This window comes from Parafrankia sp. EUN1f (assembly GCF_000177675.1).
In the GTDB taxonomy this organism is placed as follows: domain Bacteria; phylum Actinomycetota; class Actinomycetes; order Frankiales; family Frankiaceae; genus Parafrankia.
In genome coordinates, this window is record NZ_ADGX01000154.1 from 1 (window position 1) to 20155 (window position 20155).

Below are 20155 nucleotides of genomic sequence, written 5' to 3' on the forward strand. Positions count from 1 at the left end.
TCCCGGTAACGAGCCGCCTGCAGCGGGTTCACCGCGATCACCTGGTAACCGGCGGCGACCAGCGCGGACACCCACGGACCACGGTCCGTCTCGATCCCGACCACGACCTGGCCAGGGTCAGCGTCCTCGGGAAGATACCGCCCGACCATGGCGTGCAGCCGGGCGATGCCCGCCGCACCCTCCGGCACCCTGGCCTTCGTCAGCCGCCGGCCGGTCTCGTCCTGCACCTCCACATCATGGTGATCTTCCGCCCAGTCGTCCCCGACGAACAGCACCCAGGCCTCCTTCGCACCGGCAGCAGTTCCGGCAGCCCACGGGAGATCCACCACGCCCTAATGGTCAAGTGGTCACGTCTTGCTCGACGGCCACGACATCCCATCAGCAGTCAGCTCTCCCGACCACCGGCAGGGGCACGGTCTGACCTTAGGACTCGACTTCGGTCCAGAGGCGCGGAGTGCTCACCTACCAGCGGCTACCGGCACCGAGCCTGCCCTACAGCGACCCGGTACGTCCCATTAAAGTCGTCAGGCACGCCGCGACGAGCAATGGCACGCGGGGCCCGCCAGTCGGGGAACGGCGCGTAGACCCGCCGGAGATCACCGGCGAAGAAGGCGCCGAACCGAGCCAGAGCGGCCCGGCCGGCGGGACCGGCCGGTTCGTTGCGAAACGTTGCGAGCTGGCGGACGAAGTCAAGCGGGTGAATGGTCAGAATCCCGGCTCCCACCACTGGGGCATCGGGTTCGGTCAGGGGGTCCGCGCCGGGCCCGAGGCCGACGTGACCGGCGTAGACCGTGGTGTAGAGGGTCGTCGTGTCGCGCCACACGTCGAGCAGCCCGTCGTCCTGGATCACCTTGAAGCCGCCGAGGGTAAGCGGATGTCCCGCCGCGTCGGTGAACGGCAGTCGATAGCACATGCGGTAGTTCTCCGCTCGTCCCCGGGCCCGGGCCCGGGCCCGGACCGGCGGCGCCGCAGGGCCCCCTGGCTGGCCGCCGGCGGAGGCCACGAACAGGTTGAACTCCCCACCGACGACCGGCCGCCGCCCGCCGAGGGCGTCGCAGTCGACATAGCCCCGAGCGGCGGCCGGGTGGCGGGGGTCCGCAAGGAACGCGTCGACGTCGTCGGTCTCGATGGTGAGCCGGAAGACCAGCCGCGCACCGTCGACCCGGCCCTGGTCACAGGCCCTGCGGGGGTCGGTCTCGTCGAAGGCGAAGAAGCCACGCATGGTCTCGGTGAACCGCAGGGCGACGGCGCCGCGCGACGTGTCCCGTCGCCGCGCGGCGTGTGCCGCGGCCGAGGGCATCGGGCCGTCGGTGCTCGGCTCGCCGCTCCCGCCCGGCGGGCCGGCGGTCCCGGCGCCGCGCGCTCGCTCCTGTGCCGTGGCATCTGCCCGCGCTGCAGCGGGCCCGCCTGACCCGCCTGCTCTGCCGCACGCACCGGCGGTCCGGGCCGACGGCAGCGGAATGCTCAGCGCCTGGTCGGCGAGCCGGTCCGCGAACGCCGCGATGGTCATCGACGGGTTCGCCCCGACCGGCCCGGGTATCGCGGCCCCGTCGGCCACGTACAGCCCGGGATGGCCGAACACCTCGCCGTAGCTGTCCACCACCCCGGTGGCGACGTCGGCCCCCATGGGCGCGCCACCCAGCGGATGCACCGTCACGACCTGGGACAGCCAGGTCAGAGGGTCGTCCGTGAACCGACCGCCGAGCTGCTCGGCCAGGCTGTCCATCACGCCGCGCAGGTCGTCGTAGTACGGCCGGTTCCCGGCGAGGTACCGGTCCACCTGCAGGCAGTCGTCGCGCACCGAGATGACACCCAGCGGAAGGTCCCGGCCCATGCCAAGCAGCGGCATCGCCCCGGCCGACACCGTGCCCGGGCCGAGCAGGTCGCCCACGATCGCGCCGATCCGCCGGGACGGCGCCCACCGCAGCCGGGACAGCGCCAGCGCCTCGGCCGCGCGAACGGCCCGGCGCGCGGTGCTTTCCACCCGCGTGGCCTCGAGCAGCCACTCCACCGTCATCGGGTAACCGGCGTCCTCGACGTAGACGCCGCGCCCGCCCGCGGTGGATGGCCCCCGGCCGCCCACACCGCCGCCGGCCGACTGGTCGAGAGCGTCCGGAAGCCGGACGCAGGAGGTGATGACCGGGGCGTCCGAAGCCCCCAGCGGGAGCCCCGGAACACCGTGCACGAACCCGAGCAGGTCACCGTTGGCGCTGAACCGCCGACCGAGCTGGCGGGACAGGCCCGGCAGCGCCGCCCGGTTACGCAGGAGCAGGTAGGTGGTACCGAAGGTGCCGGCGGCCAGGACCAGCCGGTCGCAGGTGAGGGTGCGGGTCGGCAGGTCGGCGGTGGCGCGGGGCCTGTTCGGGTCGTGCACGACGTAGCCGACGGTGTAGCCACCGCCGTCACGGGGCGTGATCGACCGGACCTCGTGATGGAGGCGGAGGTCGGCGCCGTGCGTGTGGGCCGCCGAAAGGTAGGTGTGGTCGAGGCTGTTCTTGCTGCCGTAGTTGCAACCGAGGTCGCACTCGCCGCACATCACACAGGTGATGCGCGGCCTTCCGTGGTAGTTCCCGTACGCCGGGGTGGGTATCTGCATGCCCGGCGTGGGGGGGCCGTCGCCAGCCGCGAACGTCACGGCCAGCGGTGGCCGCTCGACGGTCCAGCCGAGCGCCCGACCGGCCTGTTCGAGAAGCTCGGTCCGCCGCGCGGCCTCGTAGCCGGGCCCGCCCCGAGGGAACCGCTGCGGGGCGAGCATGCGCTCGACCGCGTCGTAGTGCGGGTCGAGGTCGGCACGGGTGACGGGCCAGCTCTCGTAGCCCTCGCCGGCGGGGGCGTCCCGGACGAACCAGTGCTCGTCCTTGCGCAGCATGACATTGGCGTAGATCAGCGAACCGCCCCCGAGACCGCTCGACACCACCGACCCGAAGTGCCGGAACGACCAGACGTCGAACAGGCCGTACCGGCCCCGGCTCGGATCCCAGAAGTTGGTCGACATATCGGCCGGGGACCGCGCGAACGAACCCGGTGGATACGCTTTCCCGCGCTCGAGCAGAACGACGCTCCGACCGGCGGCCGCGAAACGGAAGGCGCTGACCGAGCCGCCGAACCCCGAACCGACCACGACGACATCCGCGTGCTCGATCCCCGTGGTCACGCGGCCACCGGCTCGAGCGCCCGACGCTTGATGAAGTCGAGCATGCGCGGGAAGACGTCCCGGTCGACGTTCTTTCCCATGAAGACGTCCTGGTGGCCGTAGCCGGGGATGACATCAAGTTCGTGTCGGCCAGGGGCGACCGCTTCCAACCGCCGCCAGCACTCGATGTTGGAGTTGGTGAAGACGTGGTTCCGGTCGCCGGCGACCAACAGCATCGGGGTGCTGATCCGGCCGGCATCGGCCAGATAGTCGTCGGGCAGCCTCGCGTATTCGGGATCCCCGGGCCGGTACTTCACCGCATGCCCGGCGGACACCATGGCGCGGATGTGGCGGTAGTAGTTGAGCCCGGTCGCGCCGAACAGGTCGCGGCTGCGCTCGTGGGTGACCGGGAGCAGGTTGTCGTGCTGCCACAGCGCCGGCCGGCCGGTACCCCACATCAGGCTGAGCATGTGGCAGGCGGACACGTCGCATTCCCGGTGCAGTGCGTCCGTGGCCTTCGCGAAGAGCCACTCACGGGAGAGCCTCGGCCGGTCCGCCCAGGCCGGATCCAGGTACGGGAATCCGAGCACCCACTCGCAGAGGTTCGGCGCCACGGCCAGCTTCAGCCGGGACCAGGTCGCGACCCGCGGGGTGAGGGCGACGCTGTTGGCGACGACGCTGCTGATCCCGTCCACCACGCCGCCGAACAGGCTCATCAGGAAGGACATCGAACCCAGGCAGTGGGAGATCACGTGCAGCCGCCGCGACCCGGCGACCTCGCGCAGTTTCCGCACCGCGGCGGGGTGGTCGTACAGCGCGACGTCGTCCAGGTTGAACCGGTGCATCGCCCGGTTGTAGGGAAACCGGTTGCTCATCCGGTAGTCCAGAAGCCATACGTCGCCGAAGTCGTTGGCCAGCAGGAAGCGGACCAGGTTCTGGTGCTCCGGCATGATGAACATGTCGCTGGAAGTGGTCAGGCCGTGAAGGACCAGAACGGAGTCGCCCTCCCGAACATCCACCCCGCCACGGGTGAACCGCAGCATGCTCAGACCCAGTCCGTCCGCGGTGCTGAACGGGTGTATCGAAACGTCCGCCCCCGGCACGCCTTCCAGGGTGAACAGCGGGATCTGACGGTCCATTGTTCCTCCCGGAACGCCGCTCGAGACAAGCGCTGTCTGCGAGTTCAACGGTTGCCGGCGAGGACACTATCGGCGGAACCGGGAGCCATCCTGGATCCCCGAAAGAATCGCCCAGAAAAACCGCTGCGCGCCCTTCGCTCGCGACGGGTCCCGGCGCAGCGGGACGAGGGCGCGGCCGCGGCGCGGGTCATAGCGAGTTCGGCGGTGCGGTATCCCCCGAGAAGAGGCGCCAAGGGGATAACTGTCGTCTCGCCGAGCCTCGCCGGCCTGCCGTTGATCCACCCTGTCCGCATCGAGGCTCCGGCCGCGTTGACCGTCGCGCTCGCGGGCTGACCCAGGACTGCCGCCTGACGACCGCCCGGTGTCCGGCAGCCGACACGCACCCCGACCGTCAGCGACAGAAAGACCTGCTTCAATCACTCCCTGTGAGCGACAGTCATGTGGTAGTTCTCAGTGATGTACACATCGCCACGAACTCGCCGACAAACTGGTATCAGGCCGGAATTCACGAACCTTATCTCGTAGCGACTTTCGATTGGATCGTCGAGAACGCCGACCTCTTCCAGGAGGTCATCCTGCTCGGCGACCTCGTCGATCTGTGGACCTTCCCGCCCGATGTCCGCCCGCCGTCGATGGCGGACATCATCGCCGCCAATCCGCGGGTGCTGGGGCCCGGCGGCGCGTTGGCCCGGGTCGTGGCCACGTTCGGCTCGGTGACGTATGTGCTCGGCAACCATGACGGCACCCTCACCGCGGACGACCTCGACGCCCTGCGCCAGGCGGTCGGCCCGGTCCGCCTGGTCGACCCGGTGTACATACGGACGGGTGTGACCGGCGCCCGGACGGTCTTCAGTCACGGGCACCACTGGACGATGTTCAACGCACCGGACCCCACACCGCCGTGGGCGCCGCTGCCCATCGGCCATTTCGTCACCCGCTCGTTCGCCCACCAGATGGCGCGCAGGCTCCAGGCCGGTCAGAGCGTCGCGGACCTGCCGGACATGGGGTACCCGGCCGGCATCAACCTCGATGACTTCCTCCGCACGCTGGATCCGATGCTGCACCCGGATCTCTCCTCCCGGCTGCTCGACTACGTCGCGGACGTCGCCGGGCTGCCCAGGACGGCGCCGATCGTCCTGCCGGACGGCACCACGACCACGATCGACGAGGCCGCGTCGATCTACGCGCATCTGTTCAGCCGCTGGGAGAAGGAGGAAGGGCTGTTCACTGCTGGACGCGCCGCGCTCGCCGACAGCTCGGCCCATCTGGCGTGGTTCGCCCAGCGGCTGGCCATCCAGCACAGCGCCGACCTGGTCGTCTTCGGCCACACCCACCGTCCGATGGGCGGCCTGACGGTCTCACCGGTCAACTATGTCAACAGCGGCTTCGAGTGCGCGGCCGTGCCGGACCATCCCCACAGGTTCTTCACGTTCACCGTCGTCGACCTCGACGCCCCGTCCGCGGACATCAGGATGGTCGAACCGGCCCCCCGGGGTGACCAGGGCGCTTCCGGTCACCGGGTGGTGGCGGCGCCGGTCGAGGCACGGCACTCCGCGATCGTCCCGCCCGCCCTGGACTTCTCGTGCTATGTCCGGATCCACAACGAGGGCTCGGTGCCGCTGCGGCTCGCGGGGTCACGGGTGGCCCACGGGCACTGGATCGTCCCGCCGCCGCGCGAGATCGCCGCGGGCGGCCGCGCCGACGCATGGCTGCAGCACGAGCCGGGCCTCGAAGGCAGCGGGGTCGAGTTCATCTACACCCGGGACGGGAAGACCCTGCCGTTCGAGGTGAGCTGCCCGACGGGCCCCCGGCGCAACACCGCCGCCGGAGCGGACGGGAACTTCGTCGCGCGCTCGGGCGCCGGCGACTGGGCCCGACGCGGCCATGTGCCCACGGCGGGCCACCCGCTCCAGGTCGTCTTCACGGTGGCCGAAGGCTCATAGACGCAGCCCTCTCCCCCATCCGGGGCCAGGCGCCGCACCGGTACCGCGATCGCCGGCATTCCTCAGGACATCCGGGCGGATCGCGTCGGGTCGCGGGGGCTGTGAGGTTGCGTGACCCGAAGTTCGACGCGGAAGCCCGGCGGAAGCCTGTTTGATGCTCCCCGGTCCTCGGAGGGAGTGCCGTTATGGCCGCAGTACTGGTGGAGCGGGACGGGGAGATCGCGGCGCTCGAGGAATGCCTGCAGGATCTGTCGCATGGCCGGGGCCGGGTCATGGTGATCGAGGCGCCGCCGGGGATGGGCAAGTCGGCGCTGCTGAGACAGGCGGGAGACCTGGCGCGGGGCAGGGAGTTCCGTGTGCTGGCCGCACGCGGCTCGGAGCTGGAGGGGGATTTCACCTTCGGCGTCGTCCGACAGTTGCTGGAACGGGTTCCGGTCGAAAACCAGGGCGGCGGAGCAGATCTGTACAGAGGCGCCGCCGCGACCGCCAGAGTCGTTCTCGACCATGGTGGCGGTGGCGATGCCACCGACGCCGAACCGTCCCATTTCCTGCTGCTCAACGGTCTGTACTGGTTCCTGGTCAATCTCAGCGAGCGGCGCCCGGTGGTTCTCCTCGTCGACGACCTCCAGTGGATCGACAACTCCTCCAAGGAGTTCCTCGACTTCCTCGCACATCGGATCGAGGCGACCGCCGTCACCATGATCGTGACCAGCAGGACCCGGGTTCCGGCGAGCGGGGGCGCCGTCGAGGGTCTCGTGCTGGCCGCCGACACGACCCTGCTCGAACCGCGCGGTCTCAGCACCGACGGCGTGGACGAGCTGGTCCGGCGCCACCTCGGCGACAAGGCCGACCCGGAGTTCCGTGCCGCCTGTCATGACGTGACCGCAGGGAACCCCTTCTTCGTCCGGGAGCTGCTCCGTATCCTGGCCGCGTCCGAGACGCCTCCCATCGCGGCCTCGGTGCCAGCGGTACAGGCGGCCGGCCCCACCGCCATGCGCCGTCAGGTGATCGGGCGGCTGAAGCGCCTGCCGCCGAGCGCCACCGCCGTCGCCGGTGCCGTTGTCGTTCTGGGAGACGACACCCCACTCGCGGTCGTGGCCAGGCAGGCCGGCGTCAGTACCGACTGCGCGGCCGGTGTGGCCGACCAGCTCACCTGGGCCGGGATCTTCGAACGGGCGGATCCGCCGGCGTTCGTCCACGCGGTGGTCGCCGACGTCGTGGGCTCGCTGTCACCGGTCACGGAGCACAGCGCCGCGCATGCTCGCGCGGCCGCGGTACTGGTCGAGGCCGGTGCTCCGGTCGCCCGGATAGCGTCGCACCTGATCCGGACCGAGCCGGCATCGAAGCCCGAACGCGTGGATCTGCTCGTGGCCGCGGCGCAGGATGCGAGGCGGCAGGGATCGCCCGCCACGGCCGCCGTCTACCTCCGGCGCGCTCGGCTGGAACCGCCGCCCGCGGCGACATGTTCCGAGATCAGTCGGCTCCTCGGCGTCTGCGAGATCCATGCGCTGGACCTCGACGCCGCGGACGAGCATCTGCGCGAGGCCGTGTCCCTCGCCACCGAGCCGGCCCAGCGGGCTGCCTGCGCCTGCGACCTGGCCGCTGTCCGCCACGTGGTGGGCCTGACAGGGGAGACCACCGACCTGCTTGTCGAGGCCCTCGGCCTGCTCGAGTCCGTACCAGGCGCGAGCGCGCTGGCCGCGGAGGTGGAGGCGGAGCTGATCGGCCTCTGCCGGTTCAACTTCCGCAGTCGCGCACTGGTCGTCACGCATCGTGCGTCCTATCTGGAACGCCCCGCCGCCGACCCGGCGGTCCTCACCGCGAACATGGCTCTCGAGGCGATCTCGGACGGTCGCGCGGACGCGGCGGGTGACCTCGCCGAACGCGCATTGGCCCGAGACCTGCCACCGGAACGCTCCGCCCTGGGGTTGTCCGTGCTCGCACTGATCGTCACCGATCGCCTGGACGCGGCCGAGCGTCACCTCCAACGCGCCGTGGCACGCTGCCTGCAACGCGGCCTGCGGAGCACGCTGGCGATGATGCGCGGCTTCCTCGCCCGGGTGGCGCTGCTCCGCGGTGACCTGCCGGGGGCCGGCGAGCACATCAGCTCAGGGCTGGAGAACCTGCGCCCGCCGAACTTCGCCCTGCCGGTCCTGTACGCCACGCAGATCAACCTGCTGGTCGAGCAGGGCGACCTCGCCGACGCCCAGGCCGTGGTCGACACGGAGGAGCTCGGCACGCTGGTGAAGGCACCCAGCCTGACGCGGAACTGGCTGTTCGGGGCGCGGGTCCGCCTCCTGATCGAGCAGGGCCGCCCCGATCTCGCCCTGTCCGAGGCGCTGCGCTGGGTGGAGCTCTGCCGACCCTACGGCTGCGAGCACCTGTTCCACACTCCCTGGCTGCTGCACGCGGCCATCGCCTGCGCCCGCCTCGGCCGTCATGACCAGGGGAAGAGCCTGGCCGACGAGCATCTGCAGCTTGCCCGCCACCTCGGCGTCGCCCGGCACATCAGCGTCGGCCTACGGATCCGCGCGCTGTTCGAGGACGCCGACGCCGCCTCGGCGCTGCTCCGCGAATCCGTGGAGCTGTTGGAGTTCAGTCCGGCCCGGCTGGAGATGGCTCGATCCCTCGAGAGCCTTGGACACCTCCTCATCGAGACCGGCCACAGCCGGGCCGGGCTGGAGGCGATCGCCCGCGGCGCCGAGCTCGCGGCCCAGTGCCATGCCGGACGCATGGTCGAGCGGTTGGGGTCGCTGCTGGCCGACAGTGGCCGCAAGGTGCCAGGCGCCCAGGTTCAGGGGCTGCACGCGCTCACACCGGCCGAGCGCACGGCCGCGGGGCTGGCCGCCGACGGGTTCACCAACCGCCAGATCGCCGAACAGCTGTTCCTCAGCGAGAAGACCGTGGAGACGCACCTCAGCCGCGCCTACCGCAAGGTGGGCGTCCGCTCCCGCACCCAGCTCGCCGCCGCGATGGCCGCCGGTGACACCGATCTCCGCCGTGCCTCGTCCCGCATACCCGCTCAGCCGGAGCTCGTCCGTTGACGGCCCGTGGGCCGGCCGTCATCTCCGCGACCGGGACCATCGAGTCGGCCAGACCGGAGATCGACACCGAAACACTGCGCACCGTCGGTGGCGGCCCGCGCCGCCGCCGATGCCCGCGCTGGCTGCGGCGGACGAGCGGCCCGGTGCTGCTGCTCACGCTCTGGCAGCTCGGCTCCAGCACCGGCGCCCTCGACGCGTACACGTTCGGGGCCACGAAGAAGGTAACGGGGCGCTGGCCTGGCGCCGCGGCTTCGGCGGCCAGTAACCGTGACCGGACAGCCGGGCCCCGCCGTCGTGGTACGTGGCCTGCGCCGGGAGTTCAGCAAGCGGCCGGTGATCGACGGGCTTGACCTGACAGTGGCCCGCGGCGAGTTCGTGGCTCTGCTGGTCCGCAGCGGGTGCGGCAAGAGCAACCTGCTGCGGGTCCTCACCGGCCTAGACCTGGCGGTCGACGGCACCGTCGAGGTGCCCCGCCAGCGGGCAGTGGCCTTCCAGGAGCCGCGGCTGCTGCCCTGGAAGCAGGTGTGGCGCAACGTCGCGCTCGGGCTGCGATCATCGCCGGGGACAGTGGTGCAAAGGAGTGTGGAACCCCGGGACACAGAACCCGGGGACACAGCGCATGGTGGTGGCGGCGCCCGCACATCGGCGGCGGCCAGCCCGCGCGAGCGGGCACTCGCCGCGCTCGCCGAGGTCGGGCTCGCCCACCGGGCCGACGCCTGGCCACTGACCCTGTCCGGGGGCGAGGCGCAGCGCGCCGCATTCGCCAGAGCCCTGGTCAGGGCGCCCGATCTGCTCCTGCTCGACGAGCCGTGCGCCTCACTCGACGCGCTCACCCGGCTGCGGGCCCAAGCGCTGATCGCCGACCCGTGGACCCGCCACGCGCCCACTGTCGTGCTGGTCGCCCACGACGTCGACGAGGCACTCGCGCTCGCCGACCGCGCGCTCGTCATGAGCGGCGGCGTGATCAGCGCGGACGTCCCGATCAGCGTCACCCGCTCACGCCGCCCCGACGACCCTCGCCCCGCCGCTCTGCGCGGCCACCTGCTCGCCCTGCTCGGCGTCACCGGCCCCGCGCACCGGGAGGCGTCGACTACACGGCCTGCTGGCTGACCGAGCCGCCGAGCGAACCCACCTCGCGGGCAGGCGCCAGCCGCGGTATCAGCCACGCGGTATCAGCCACGCGGCATCAGCCGCGATGCCCGCGACCACCTTCCCGAGTCACGAGGAGAGAACAGATGATGTTGCCTTTCGCCCGGCGCCGCCGGTGTGCGGCCGTTCCGGCCACAGCCACAGTCGCGGTGCTGGTCGCGGTGGTCGGCCTCGGCGCCTGCTCGTCCCGAGCCGGCGACGACAGGCCGTTCGGCGCCGCGACGTCCGGCGCCGCCGCCGCGATCGACCTGAGCAGGGTGACCCTGAAGGTGGGCGACCCGACGGGGGGCATCCGGCCAGCACTCGAAGCCGCCGGCCAGCTCGCGGACGTCCCTTACCGGATCGAGTGGAGCCAGTTCACCTCCGGCCCGCCGGTGCTCCAGGCCCTGACGGCCGGGGCGATCGACCTCGGCCTCGTCGGCGACACTCCAGCGATCTTCACCGCCGCCGCCGGCTTCAGGATCATTCGACGGCTCCGGCGACCTGGCGACCGGGCTCACCCTCGAGGTGTCCCGGCCGGACGTCATCGCCGGCCCGGGCAAGGTCGCGGCGATCCGCGACCTGCTGATCCGGGTGGGCAGGGCCAATCGGTGGTCTGTCGCCCACACCGACATCTGGGCGCGGGCCTGGGGAAAGGCCGCCGGTGTCCCGGCCGAGATCGCGAAGATCCACGTCACCCGCAGCAGAGCCAGGCCCGTAGTGATCAACGACGAGCTGGTCGCCCGCCTGCAGAAGGTCGCCGATGCCTTCACCGACGCGAAGTTCATCTCCGTCACGGTGGAGGTGGCGGATCTCGTGACCGAGCTGTTCAACGACACGGTGGCGCTGGCCGGCGCCGGCTGATCCGCCTGAGCCCGGGCGGGCCGATGCTCACGCCCGAGCCAGTTCGTCCAGTCTGAATCAATCCCGTGGCTTATGGCCACCGGTAGTCATGACGGGTCTTCACCAAGCCCTCATGACTACCGGTGGCTGTTTTCATGACCTGGCATCGCCAAATCTCCCGTCGACGGCCTTCCCGCCGCGGTCGACGACCCGTCGGCCGCGGACCGTAGGGGCAATGTAGGGGATTCCCCTGACGCCACGCCCTGGTCGGCCTGGCTAACGTTGCCAGTGCCTTCACAGGAACGGCGATTCTCCGGAGATCGGCAACGGGACGACGGAGCCACCGTGAAAAGAGCGGCGGCCGGCAACGGTCGCGCGCTCCACGCGAAGGAACGCCGGCAGGAGAATTCAGATCGTCCCGCGAAAGGGGATTAAATGACAAAGGAAGTACCTGACGTCAACGACCGGCTGGCGATCCGGCAGATCCAGGGCTACCTGGTGCTGCTGTCCAGCCTGCCGGAGAACGGGAAGCTTCGGGAGGCGTTCGAGCTTGCCCTGGACGTCCGCGGGCGGCCGGTGCTGGAGAGACTCCGACGCCCCACCGACCCCGACAGCCGGGAATCGTACTCGGAATGGCTCGCGGAGCACTGGGCCGCGGAGAACCTCACCCCGGACGAGCAGCCGCTTGTCGACTGGCAGAAGGACCCCGCCAACATTACGACGGCGATCGGGGAGTGGAAGGCACTCACTGCGAACCTGAACCAGTGAGTGCCGCCGTCCGACCGGCATTCGAAATTTACGACAGGGCCCGCCTCGACCGGGGCAGCCCATGGACACAAGCAGGAGATGACCTTCAATGATCACATCTGCATCGAAGATTTCGCCGGACCTCGACGAGGTGCTCTACCAGGCCGTGGTGGACGAGGAGTTCCGCGCGCTGGTTCTCGCCGACCCCAAGGCCTTCGGGATCGGCGCCGAGATGGCCCTGCCCGACGCGGTTGAGCCCCAGAGCCAGGCCATTCTCGAATTTGGGACGATCGCCGGACGCGACTGCAAGACGACCTGCAGCTCGGGACCGATCACCATCGTCTGTGACGGAAACACGAAGTAACTCGCCAGTCCCGCAATGACGCCGCTCCCGGCGCGGGCGAATCGAACGATCCCTCGCGCCGGGAGCGGTCCGCTTCAACGCCCTCCCTGGAGAGAGCTTTGACGATGTCGCCCGAACGCGCGTTGGATACCTGGTTCCCGCTCGACATCGCCTGTCGCGCGAGCAACCTCCGCGAGCAGACTCTTCTCGTCGCCAGTCTGAGGAGCTGGCAGCCGCCAGCCGGCAGCCCTCACGGGCTCAGCGAGGTCGACCGGTGGAAGGTCGGCAGTCTGGCCGACCGGCTGGCGGCGCAGCACCTGAAGGATTCGCATCCCGCGACCACCCCCCACAGGCCCGACCGAGACGAGCTCGTCGGCGTGCTTGAGCGGTTTCGGACCTGGGCGCTCCACCTCGGCGACGCCGATGAGGAGTCGAGGAAGCTACTCGCCGGGATGCACGGGTCGTGGCTGCCGAACTACCGTGCCGCGCTGGAGGCATCGGACCCGGCCGACGGGTCCTGGGCGCAGACCCGGCCCCGGCCACCTGACGGCAGCGCCCGGGCCGACGTCGCACGAGCCTGCGAACCTTTCCTGGCGCACCTGCGCCGGAAGCTGGGCAGGGCACTTGACTCCGCCAACCGCGCGGGCCCCGCAGAGGCGTTCGCCCCGGAGATCGCCGACGGCGTCACGGCCCACTTCCTCGACCGGTTCGAGCTCGCGCTGGCCTGGGCCGTCGAGGCGGACGCCAACGTCTGGCGCGCCCGCTCGGGGAACGACCACGACGGCACCGCGGGGCAGCACGAGCGGTACCTGTCGGAGACCTTCGCGGGACCGCGTGCGTACCACGGCTTCTACCTGCATTTTCCGGTGCTCGGACGTTGGCTGGCGCAGGTCAGCGGGATGCTCGGCGACAACGGGCAGAGCCTGATCGGAAGGCTCCAGCGCGACCGGGAGGCCATCGGAGACGTCCTGCTCGGCGACGAGATCCTCCGCTTCCGGTCGGTCAGACTCGGCATGTCCGACTCCCATGCCGGCGGCCAGACCGTGGCCCTGGTCACCGCCGACCTCGCCCGCTCGGGCCAGGGCACCTTCGTCTACAAGCCGCGCTGCGTGCACTCGCAGGCAGCGCTGCAAGGCCTCCTGGAGCGCCTGGCCAAGGACGGGGTTGCTGGTTTCGCGACCTACCGCACTCTTGAACGCGACGGGTATGGCTACGAGGCGCTCATTCCCTCCGGGCGCAACCACGCGGCCTCACCCGCGGAAGTGACGGCGATCTACGAGGAGGTCGGCGGGTACCTCGGAGTCTTTCATGCACTGGGCGGCAGTGACCTCCACTTCGAGAACGTCCTGGTCGCCGATGGTCATGCCTACGTCTGCGACGCCGAGACCGCGCTCGACGTCCTTCCGCGGGGCGCGACCCGGGCCGCGGGCACGGTGATCGACTCCGTCTACCGGACCGGCCTGCTGGAGTGGCCTCTTCCGCCCACCGCCGAGGTGGCGATGCGGATGAGTGGAACGAGCGGCGGCGAGTCGTACAGCCTTCCCTTCGCCGTGCCGAGGATCAGACGGCGGGCAACCACGGGCCTGGCGGTGAGGCACGAAACGGGAGTGCACGTGCAGGCCGATCCCGCCAACCGTGTCTGGCTGGACGGCGAGCTGGTCGGCCCCGAGGCCTTCCGGGACGCCATCGTCAGCGGTTTCACCGCGGTCCACGACTGGTTCGCCAGCCGGCCAGCCAAGGCGGCCCGCCAGGTCTCGGAACTGTTCGACGGCGCCTCGATCCGCTTCGTCAGCAGGTCCACCCAGATCTACGGGCAGCTCCTCGTCGCCGCCCGCCACCCGAGATGCCTGCGGGAGCCGCTGGAGGTCGACCTGGTCATCGGCAGGCTGCGGGAGCAGGCCCCGCAGTGGGACCGGGATGGCGTGCTGACCGACCGCGAGGCTCGCTCACTGTGGCAGCTCGACATCCCGATCTTCACGACCGACGCCCGCGGACGTCTGCTGACGGCGGACCACGCGGACACCCTCCCCGTGCAGCTCCGGCTCTCCCCCGTCGAGCTCGCCGCCCAGCGGATCCGTGGTCTTTCGGCGGAGGACCGGCTGCGGCAGGTCCAGTACATCGCCGCCAGCCTGTCGTCCAGCGAGGTGCACAGCCCCGCGTTCGTCGGCTCGGCACTCGACCACAGCGGCCTCATCGGCCGCGAGCTCCGCGAGATGCTGGGCGACGGCTCCGATCCGGTGCCCTGGAAGCGCTATGAGATCGCCGACGGCCGGGCGGGCACGGCCGGCGTCCAGGCCGATCTCTACCACGGCAGCGCGGGGGTGGCGCTGTTCCTGGCCTACCTGGACTCCGTGGCGCCGCAGGAAGGTGTCCGGGAGGCGGCGGAGCGCGCCCTCCGGCACGCCCTGACCCATCACGACCGGCACGGGATCGGTGCCTTCACAGGTGTGTCGGGCCTGATCTACGTGCTGACACACCTTCACGGGCTCTGGAAGGACGCCACACTTCTCGACCGCGCCGTGGAACTCACCGCGCTCATCGATGACGGTGTCCGGGGTGACCGGACCTTCGACGTACTCGGCGGCTCAGCGGGCGCGATTCCCGTCCTGATCGGGCTCGCCGACGCCTGCGGCACCGGTCTCGGCCAGGCTCAGCGCTGCGCGCGCCATCTCCTGGACCACGCTGAGCGCACCCGGGCAGGCCTCAGCTGGGCACCGCTCCAGCCGGGCGACGCCGCGGCGAACCTCACCGGCTTCGCCCACGGCGCCGCCGGCATCGGGTGGGCTCTGATCATGCTGGGCACCCGCACCGGCCGGGAGGAGTACATCGAGGCCGGGATGGAGGCGTTCCGCTACGAGAAGTCACACTTCGACGAAGCCGAGCAGGACTGGTACGACCTGCGCGCCAGCATCATCACGATGTACCCGGGCCGCCGCCACTTCACGAACGTCTGGTGCGCGGGCGCCGCCGGGATCGGCCTGAGCCGCATCTCCAGCTGGGCGGCGCTGGGGCGCAGCGACGAAGGACTCCTCGGCGAGGCCTACATCGCGCTCCGGGCCACGCTGCGCAACTTCCAGGGCCTGGGCAACGACACGCTGTGCCACGGCCGATCGGGCAACGCCGAGCTGCTGTTGCGATTCGCCAGGCTCTGCGAGGAGCCGCCCTTCCAGCTGGAGGCCAACGTCCAGGCCCAGGGCCAGTGGCGCCGGCTGGCCGGCGATCCGGCCTGGCTCCGCCGCGACGGCGACGTCCCGGCGTACCCCGGGCTCATGATCGGCCTGGCAGGCACGGGCATGCACTTCCTCCGGCTGGCGCATCCCGACCGCGTGCCTTCGCCGCTTCTGCTCGATCCCCCTCCCCTCTTGCCGGACCACGAGTTGAAAGGAGCGCAACCGCCATGTCCGCCGACTCCTGTACCGCGTTCTTCGACGAGGCCCGGCGCAGACCTGAGCTACAGCAGACCTTCAGAGCGATAACCGACCCGCGGGAGCTGATCGCGCTGGGGAAACGGCATGGGTTCGTATTCGACGCCCAGGACGTGGCGGCGGCATCGTCCGCGGGCGGCGACGTCGAGCCCGCCCCAGAACCGGAGCCGCCCGCCGAGTCGCGGCTCTGCCACTACGAGTTCCCGATCGACGACATTCCCGGGCTGACGAAGGCCGCGGAGGAACTGCCGCACCTCACGATCAAACCCAGCACCGTGGACCTGGACAGGTACCGGGAGGTGTTCCGCGACGACGATCTCCGTTGGACGGACATGTCCCCGGCAGCCCCCGGCTTCGCCGGATACTACGAGGACGTCATGCGGAGCCGGCGAACCGACGGCATCGACGCGCACGAGTTCAGCCGCCGGGACTTCCATCTCGTGAACCTCGACCGTCACGTCGATGCACCCGGCTACGAGGCCTACCTCCAGGCCAAGACCCGGATGACCTCCTCTCTCGAGACCTTCTTCGGCAACGAGGTCCGGTTCTCGGGGAGCATGTGGTACCCGCCGTTCGGCTATCGCCTCTGGCACACCAACGAGACCCAGCCCGGATGGCGAATGTACCTGATCGACTTCGACGAAGAGATTCCCGGTTCGGACACCGCCTCCTTCTTCCGGTACATGAACCCGGTGACCAGGGAGATCGTCACGCTACAGGACCGGCCCAGGACCGCACGATTCTTCAAGATCGCAAGGTGCACAGAAAATCTATTCTGGCACTGCATCGTGAACGGCGCCTCCCGCAATCGATGGAGCTTCGGTCTCACGGTCCCCGACAGCTGGATGGAAAAAATACCGACGGTCAGGCCCTGACGACACGCCCCGACCACACCGCGGCCTTCCCGCCCCACCAGCCTTCCCCCTCAGGCCAGCCCCTGGACCCCCACCGACAGTGACGAACACGCCTCACCAGAGCGCACCCACGGATCGCAGAACCGGTCCACACGACAAAGTTCCGACAACCAGGAGAACAGATGTCCACGCGAGTTTCGACACCATTCACGCCGAGACCCAGCCTGAGATCACTGCTCGCAAAAACGCAAAGTGTCGCACCCAGCGAGACTCCCGTCCAGTTCCAAATCAACTACCATGCGGCAATAACAAGAGACTCCTGCGCCGACGGCTCCATCGGAGCAAGCGATCTTTCGATCATCATTCTGGCCAACATGGCGACAGATCTGGATCAGTTCGACAGCGCTGTTCATTTCGACAACTGCGCGTTCAAACCCGGCGTAGAACGCGTCAGCGAACTGTGGAGGCTGATCGAGGCGGAAACGGACAAGCAGAATCTCTACAACCTTTTCGGGACCATGATTCATACAGTCCAGGACTTCTATGCCCACTCAAACTGGATCGAACTCCACCAAAATGTCAGCCCGCTGCCTGCCTGGGACCTGAAAGTGGAATCCCTGCCCGCCGGCATCGTGAGCGGAAGATTCCTCCTTGATTCACCGAAACTGTGCGGGCCCAATGCGCCAACTCATGACCAGCTCAATAAGGACAGTCCCAGCAGCCCGGAAGGCAGTAAGATCGTCCAGGATGGCCCAAACCAGGGCCAGACACTCTTCAGGCTGGCCTTCGCGACGGCAGTGGAGGCGACCGTCGTGCAGTTCAGCCGCTTGAAAAAGGTCGTGCACGGAGCCTGACTCGCGGGCCCCGAACCAAGAGCTTCACCTCGCCGCTCGCGGGCCGGAGCGGCCGGCCGACGGCGACATCGTGACATCGGCCGCGGCCGGCTGATCCGGTGGGCCCAAGCGGGTAGGTGCTCGCCGCCTGGGCCCGATCCCCCGTCTGCCGGCCAGGCAACGCCGGAGCGTCGTGTGCACGCGGAACGCAGATCGGCCGGATCAGCCGCACCTCGAACGCACTTCACAAAACCAATATCCATCCCGCAACAAACGGCCACCGCCAGATCATGACGAGTCCTCGCGACCGGATGATCTGGCGGTGGCCGTTTCGTGTCTCCGTATCGTCGCACCAGTTACGCCGACCCGTCTTTTCCGCTTCCGGTGCCCGTCCCGCAGGCCGGGGATCTCAGGGGCAATGTAAGGGAATCCCCTGACGCCCCCGCCGCCAGGCGTAGCTATCGTTGCCATCGCCTTATCGCGGTAGTCCACCACGAAAAAGCCTTTGACCTTCGAGGAGCATCATGTGATGAGGAAACACCGAGCTTTCACCCGAACGGCAATTTTGGCCTGCGCGGTGGTCGGCCTGTGCACCACCGCGGCCACGCCCTCGCTCGCCGACACGACCCCGGCCTACTCCCATGATTCCACCATCGGCCTGACGAACACCGACTGGATGTCCAGTCTGGCCGATTCAATGCGGCTCAGCCAGCTGTCAGTGCCGGGTACCCACGACAGCGGCGCATCCGTGTTCGGTGGAGACTCCACCGAGACCCAGTCGATGAGCCTCGAAACACAGCTAAACTCAGGGATCCGGGCCTGGGACATCCGGCTGTCCACGCTGACAGGCCTGGCAGCCGAGCCGCTCACGATCTGGCACGGACCCGCCCCCCAGCTACAGACTTTCAAGAACTACGTTCTAGGCACCGCCGACCGTTTCCTGGCCGCGCACCCCACCGAGACCATCCTGATGAGAGTCAAGGACGAGGGCTCCGGCGGAACACCCAACTTCGCAGCCAAAGTCCAGGCTGACCTGGCGGAATATCCCCGTGTATACAGCGACACCAAGGACAACCCCTTCCTGGGCGACATCCGCGGCAAGATCGTCGTCCTGCAGAACTTCGACTCGGAGAACAGGGCGGGCATCCCATGGAGCAGCCTCAACATCCAGGACAACTGGAAGCTGAAGACGAACTGGGACCTGGCCGACAAGTGGCATGCCGTCGAGGCTCAGCTGAGGGCCGCTGACGCCGGGCCAGGCAGCACCACCTACGTCAACTTCCTCAGCGGCGCGACCGGGTCCTTCCCCTACTTCGTCGCCAGCGGCCACTCCAGCCCCCAAACCGGTGCACCCAGGCTTGCAACCGGCTGGACCAGGGGGGTCATCGACACCTGCAAACACAGCGCCGCGTGCATTCCGGAGTACCCGGGCCTGAACTGCTTCCTGGGTACCTGCACGGTCTTCTTCGAGGGCACCAACATCCTGACCATGAAGAAGATGGATGCTCAGCAGGGTGCGCACCACCGGTACGGCATCGTCTACGCCGACTTCCCTGGCGCTGGGCTGATCCAGGCAGTCATCAACGCCAATGCCGGAGCCCCGGCACTCGACTGGCCTCCCCAGGAGGTCGGCGATGTCAACGGCGACGGCCGCGCCGACATCGTCGGATTCGGCGAAGCCGCCGTGCACGTCTCGCTCGGCCAGGCGGACAGCACCTTCACCGCCCCGAAGGTCGCCGTGAAAAACTTCGGCCCTGCGAACGGCTGGCAGATCAACCGGCATCCCCGTGAGCTCGGTGACGTCAACGGCGACGGCCGCGCCGACATCGTCGGATTCGGCGAAGCCGGTGTGTACGTCTCGCTCGGGCAGGCGGACGGCACCTTCACCGACCCGAGACTCGTCGTGAGCAACTTCCGCCCGGGCGACGGCTGGCAGGCCAAAACGACCCCCCGCGAACTCGCCGACATCAACGGCGACGACCGCGCCGACATCGTCGGATTCGGCGGCGCTGGCGTATGGCTCTCGCTCGGGCAGGCCGACGGCACCTTCACCGAACCGAAACTCGTCATCAACAACTTCGGCCACGACGCCGGCGGCTGGCGAGTCGAAACAAACCCACGCGAACTCGCCGACATCAACGGCGACGACCGCGCCGACATCGTCGGATTCGGCAACGCCGGCGTCATCGTCTCACTCGGGCAGGCGGACGGCACCTTCACCGACCCGAGACTCGTCGTGAGCAACTTCCGCCCGGGCGACGGCTGGCAGGCCAAAACGACCCCCCGCGAACTCGCCGACATCAACGGCGACGACCGCGCCGACATCGTCGGATTCGGCGGCGCTGGCGTATGGCTCTCGCTCGGGCAGGCCGACGGCACCTTCACCGAACCGAAACTCGTCATCAACAACTTCGCCCAGGACGCCGGCGGCTGGCGAGTCGAAACAAACCCACGCGAACTCGCCGACATCAACGGCGACGACCGCGCCGACATCGTCGGATTCGGCAACGCCGGCGTCATCGTCTCACTCGGCCAGACCGACGGCACCTTCACCGAACCGAAACTCGTCATCAACAACTTCGCCCAGGACGCCGGCGGCTGGCGAGTCGAAACAAACCCACGCGAACTCGCCGACATCAACGGCGACGACCGCGCCGACATCGTCGGATTCGGCAACGCCGGCGTCATCGTCTCACTCGGCCAGACCGACGGCACCTTCACCG

Annotated in this window: 13 protein-coding genes; 10 read left to right on the forward strand and 3 right to left on the reverse strand. The window is 69.4% G+C overall.

The window, feature by feature from the left end:
* The 3 genes from FREUN1FDRAFT_RS31060 to FREUN1FDRAFT_RS31070 all read right to left on the reverse strand — a co-directional run.
* Nucleotides 1–275 (reverse strand): transposase (locus FREUN1FDRAFT_RS31060; RefSeq protein ID WP_006544284.1); only part of this gene is annotated, 275 nt, incomplete at its 3' end.
* A gap of 197 nt (nt 276–472) precedes the next feature.
* Nucleotides 473–3154 (reverse strand): GMC oxidoreductase, encoded by a 2682-nt coding sequence (locus FREUN1FDRAFT_RS42240; protein ID WP_006544285.1) that lies wholly within the window; start codon nt 3152–3154, stop codon nt 473–475.
* Nucleotides 3151–4272 (reverse strand): alpha/beta fold hydrolase, encoded by a 1122-nt coding sequence (locus FREUN1FDRAFT_RS31070; protein ID WP_006544286.1) that lies wholly within the window; start codon nt 4270–4272, stop codon nt 3151–3153. Before FREUN1FDRAFT_RS31070 ends, FREUN1FDRAFT_RS42240 begins: the two co-directional genes overlap by 4 nt.
* A 440-nt stretch (nt 4273–4712) precedes the next feature.
* Here FREUN1FDRAFT_RS31070 and FREUN1FDRAFT_RS31075 point away from each other — a divergent pair, with 440 nt between their 5' ends.
* The 10 genes from FREUN1FDRAFT_RS31075 to FREUN1FDRAFT_RS40310 form a co-directional block, all read left to right on the forward strand.
* A complete protein-coding gene (locus FREUN1FDRAFT_RS31075; RefSeq protein ID WP_006544287.1) occupies nt 4713–6215 on the forward strand; it encodes a metallophosphoesterase in 1503 nt (500 codons plus the stop codon).
* Nucleotides 6216–6400: 185 nt separating this feature from the next.
* On the forward strand, nt 6401–9259 hold the full coding sequence (locus FREUN1FDRAFT_RS31080) for an AAA family ATPase (protein WP_006544288.1): 2859 nt from the start codon (nt 6401–6403) through the stop codon (nt 9257–9259).
* 267 nt (nt 9260–9526) lie between these two features.
* On the forward strand, nt 9527–10369 hold the full coding sequence (locus tag FREUN1FDRAFT_RS31085) for an ABC transporter ATP-binding protein (RefSeq protein WP_006544289.1): 843 nt from the start codon (nt 9527–9529) through the stop codon (nt 10367–10369).
* Nucleotides 10370–10915: 546 nt separating this feature from the next.
* Nucleotides 10916–11251 (forward strand): hypothetical protein, encoded by a 336-nt coding sequence (locus tag FREUN1FDRAFT_RS43150; RefSeq protein ID WP_006544292.1) that lies wholly within the window; start codon nt 10916–10918, stop codon nt 11249–11251.
* 414 nt (nt 11252–11665) lie between these two features.
* Nucleotides 11666–11998 carry a DurN family substrate-assisted peptide maturase gene (locus tag FREUN1FDRAFT_RS31100; RefSeq protein ID WP_006544293.1) on the forward strand — a complete coding sequence of 111 codons (333 nt, stop codon included), beginning with the start codon at nt 11666–11668 and terminating at the stop codon, nt 11996–11998.
* Between the two features lie 88 nt (nt 11999–12086).
* Nucleotides 12087–12341: a cinnamycin family lantibiotic gene (locus tag FREUN1FDRAFT_RS31105; protein ID WP_006544294.1), complete on the forward strand. Its 255-nt coding sequence runs from the start codon at nt 12087–12089 to the stop codon at nt 12339–12341.
* A 104-nt stretch (nt 12342–12445) separates the two neighbouring features.
* Entirely contained in the window at nt 12446–15796 is a 3351-nt protein-coding gene (locus FREUN1FDRAFT_RS31110) for a type 2 lanthipeptide synthetase LanM family protein (protein ID WP_006544295.1), read from the forward strand.
* The gene (locus FREUN1FDRAFT_RS31115; protein ID WP_035954890.1) at nt 15718–16620 is read left to right on the forward strand and encodes a Nif11-like leader peptide family natural product precursor; all 903 of its coding nucleotides are present in this window, start codon (nt 15718–15720) and stop codon (nt 16618–16620) included. Before FREUN1FDRAFT_RS31110 ends, FREUN1FDRAFT_RS31115 begins: the two co-directional genes overlap by 79 nt.
* Before the next feature lie 161 nt (nt 16621–16781).
* Entirely contained in the window at nt 16782–17453 is a 672-nt protein-coding gene (locus tag FREUN1FDRAFT_RS31120; RefSeq protein WP_006544297.1) for a hypothetical protein, read from the forward strand.
* Between the two features lie 508 nt (nt 17454–17961).
* On the forward strand, nt 17962–20155 hold a 2194-nt coding region (locus FREUN1FDRAFT_RS40310), incomplete at its 3' end, for an FG-GAP-like repeat-containing protein (protein WP_006544298.1).

Excerpts from the sequence above, each read along its gene's own strand:
- FREUN1FDRAFT_RS31105 (WP_006544294.1), top strand. The coding sequence starts at position 12,087 with ATGATCACATCTGCATCGAAGATTTCGCCGGACCTCGACGAGGTGCTC.
- FREUN1FDRAFT_RS31070 (WP_006544286.1), bottom strand. The coding sequence starts at position 4,272 with ATGGACCGTCAGATCCCGCTGTTCACCCTGGAAGGCGTGCCGGGGGCG.
- FREUN1FDRAFT_RS31115 (WP_035954890.1), top strand. The coding sequence starts at position 15,718 with ATGTCCGCCGACTCCTGTACCGCGTTCTTCGACGAGGCCCGGCGCAGA.
- FREUN1FDRAFT_RS31120 (WP_006544297.1), top strand. The coding sequence starts at position 16,782 with ATGTCCACGCGAGTTTCGACACCATTCACGCCGAGACCCAGCCTGAGA.
- FREUN1FDRAFT_RS31100 (WP_006544293.1), top strand. The coding sequence starts at position 11,666 with ATGACAAAGGAAGTACCTGACGTCAACGACCGGCTGGCGATCCGGCAG.
- FREUN1FDRAFT_RS31110 (WP_006544295.1), top strand. The coding sequence starts at position 12,446 with ATGTCGCCCGAACGCGCGTTGGATACCTGGTTCCCGCTCGACATCGCC.
- FREUN1FDRAFT_RS31080 (WP_006544288.1), top strand. The coding sequence starts at position 6,401 with ATGGCCGCAGTACTGGTGGAGCGGGACGGGGAGATCGCGGCGCTCGAG.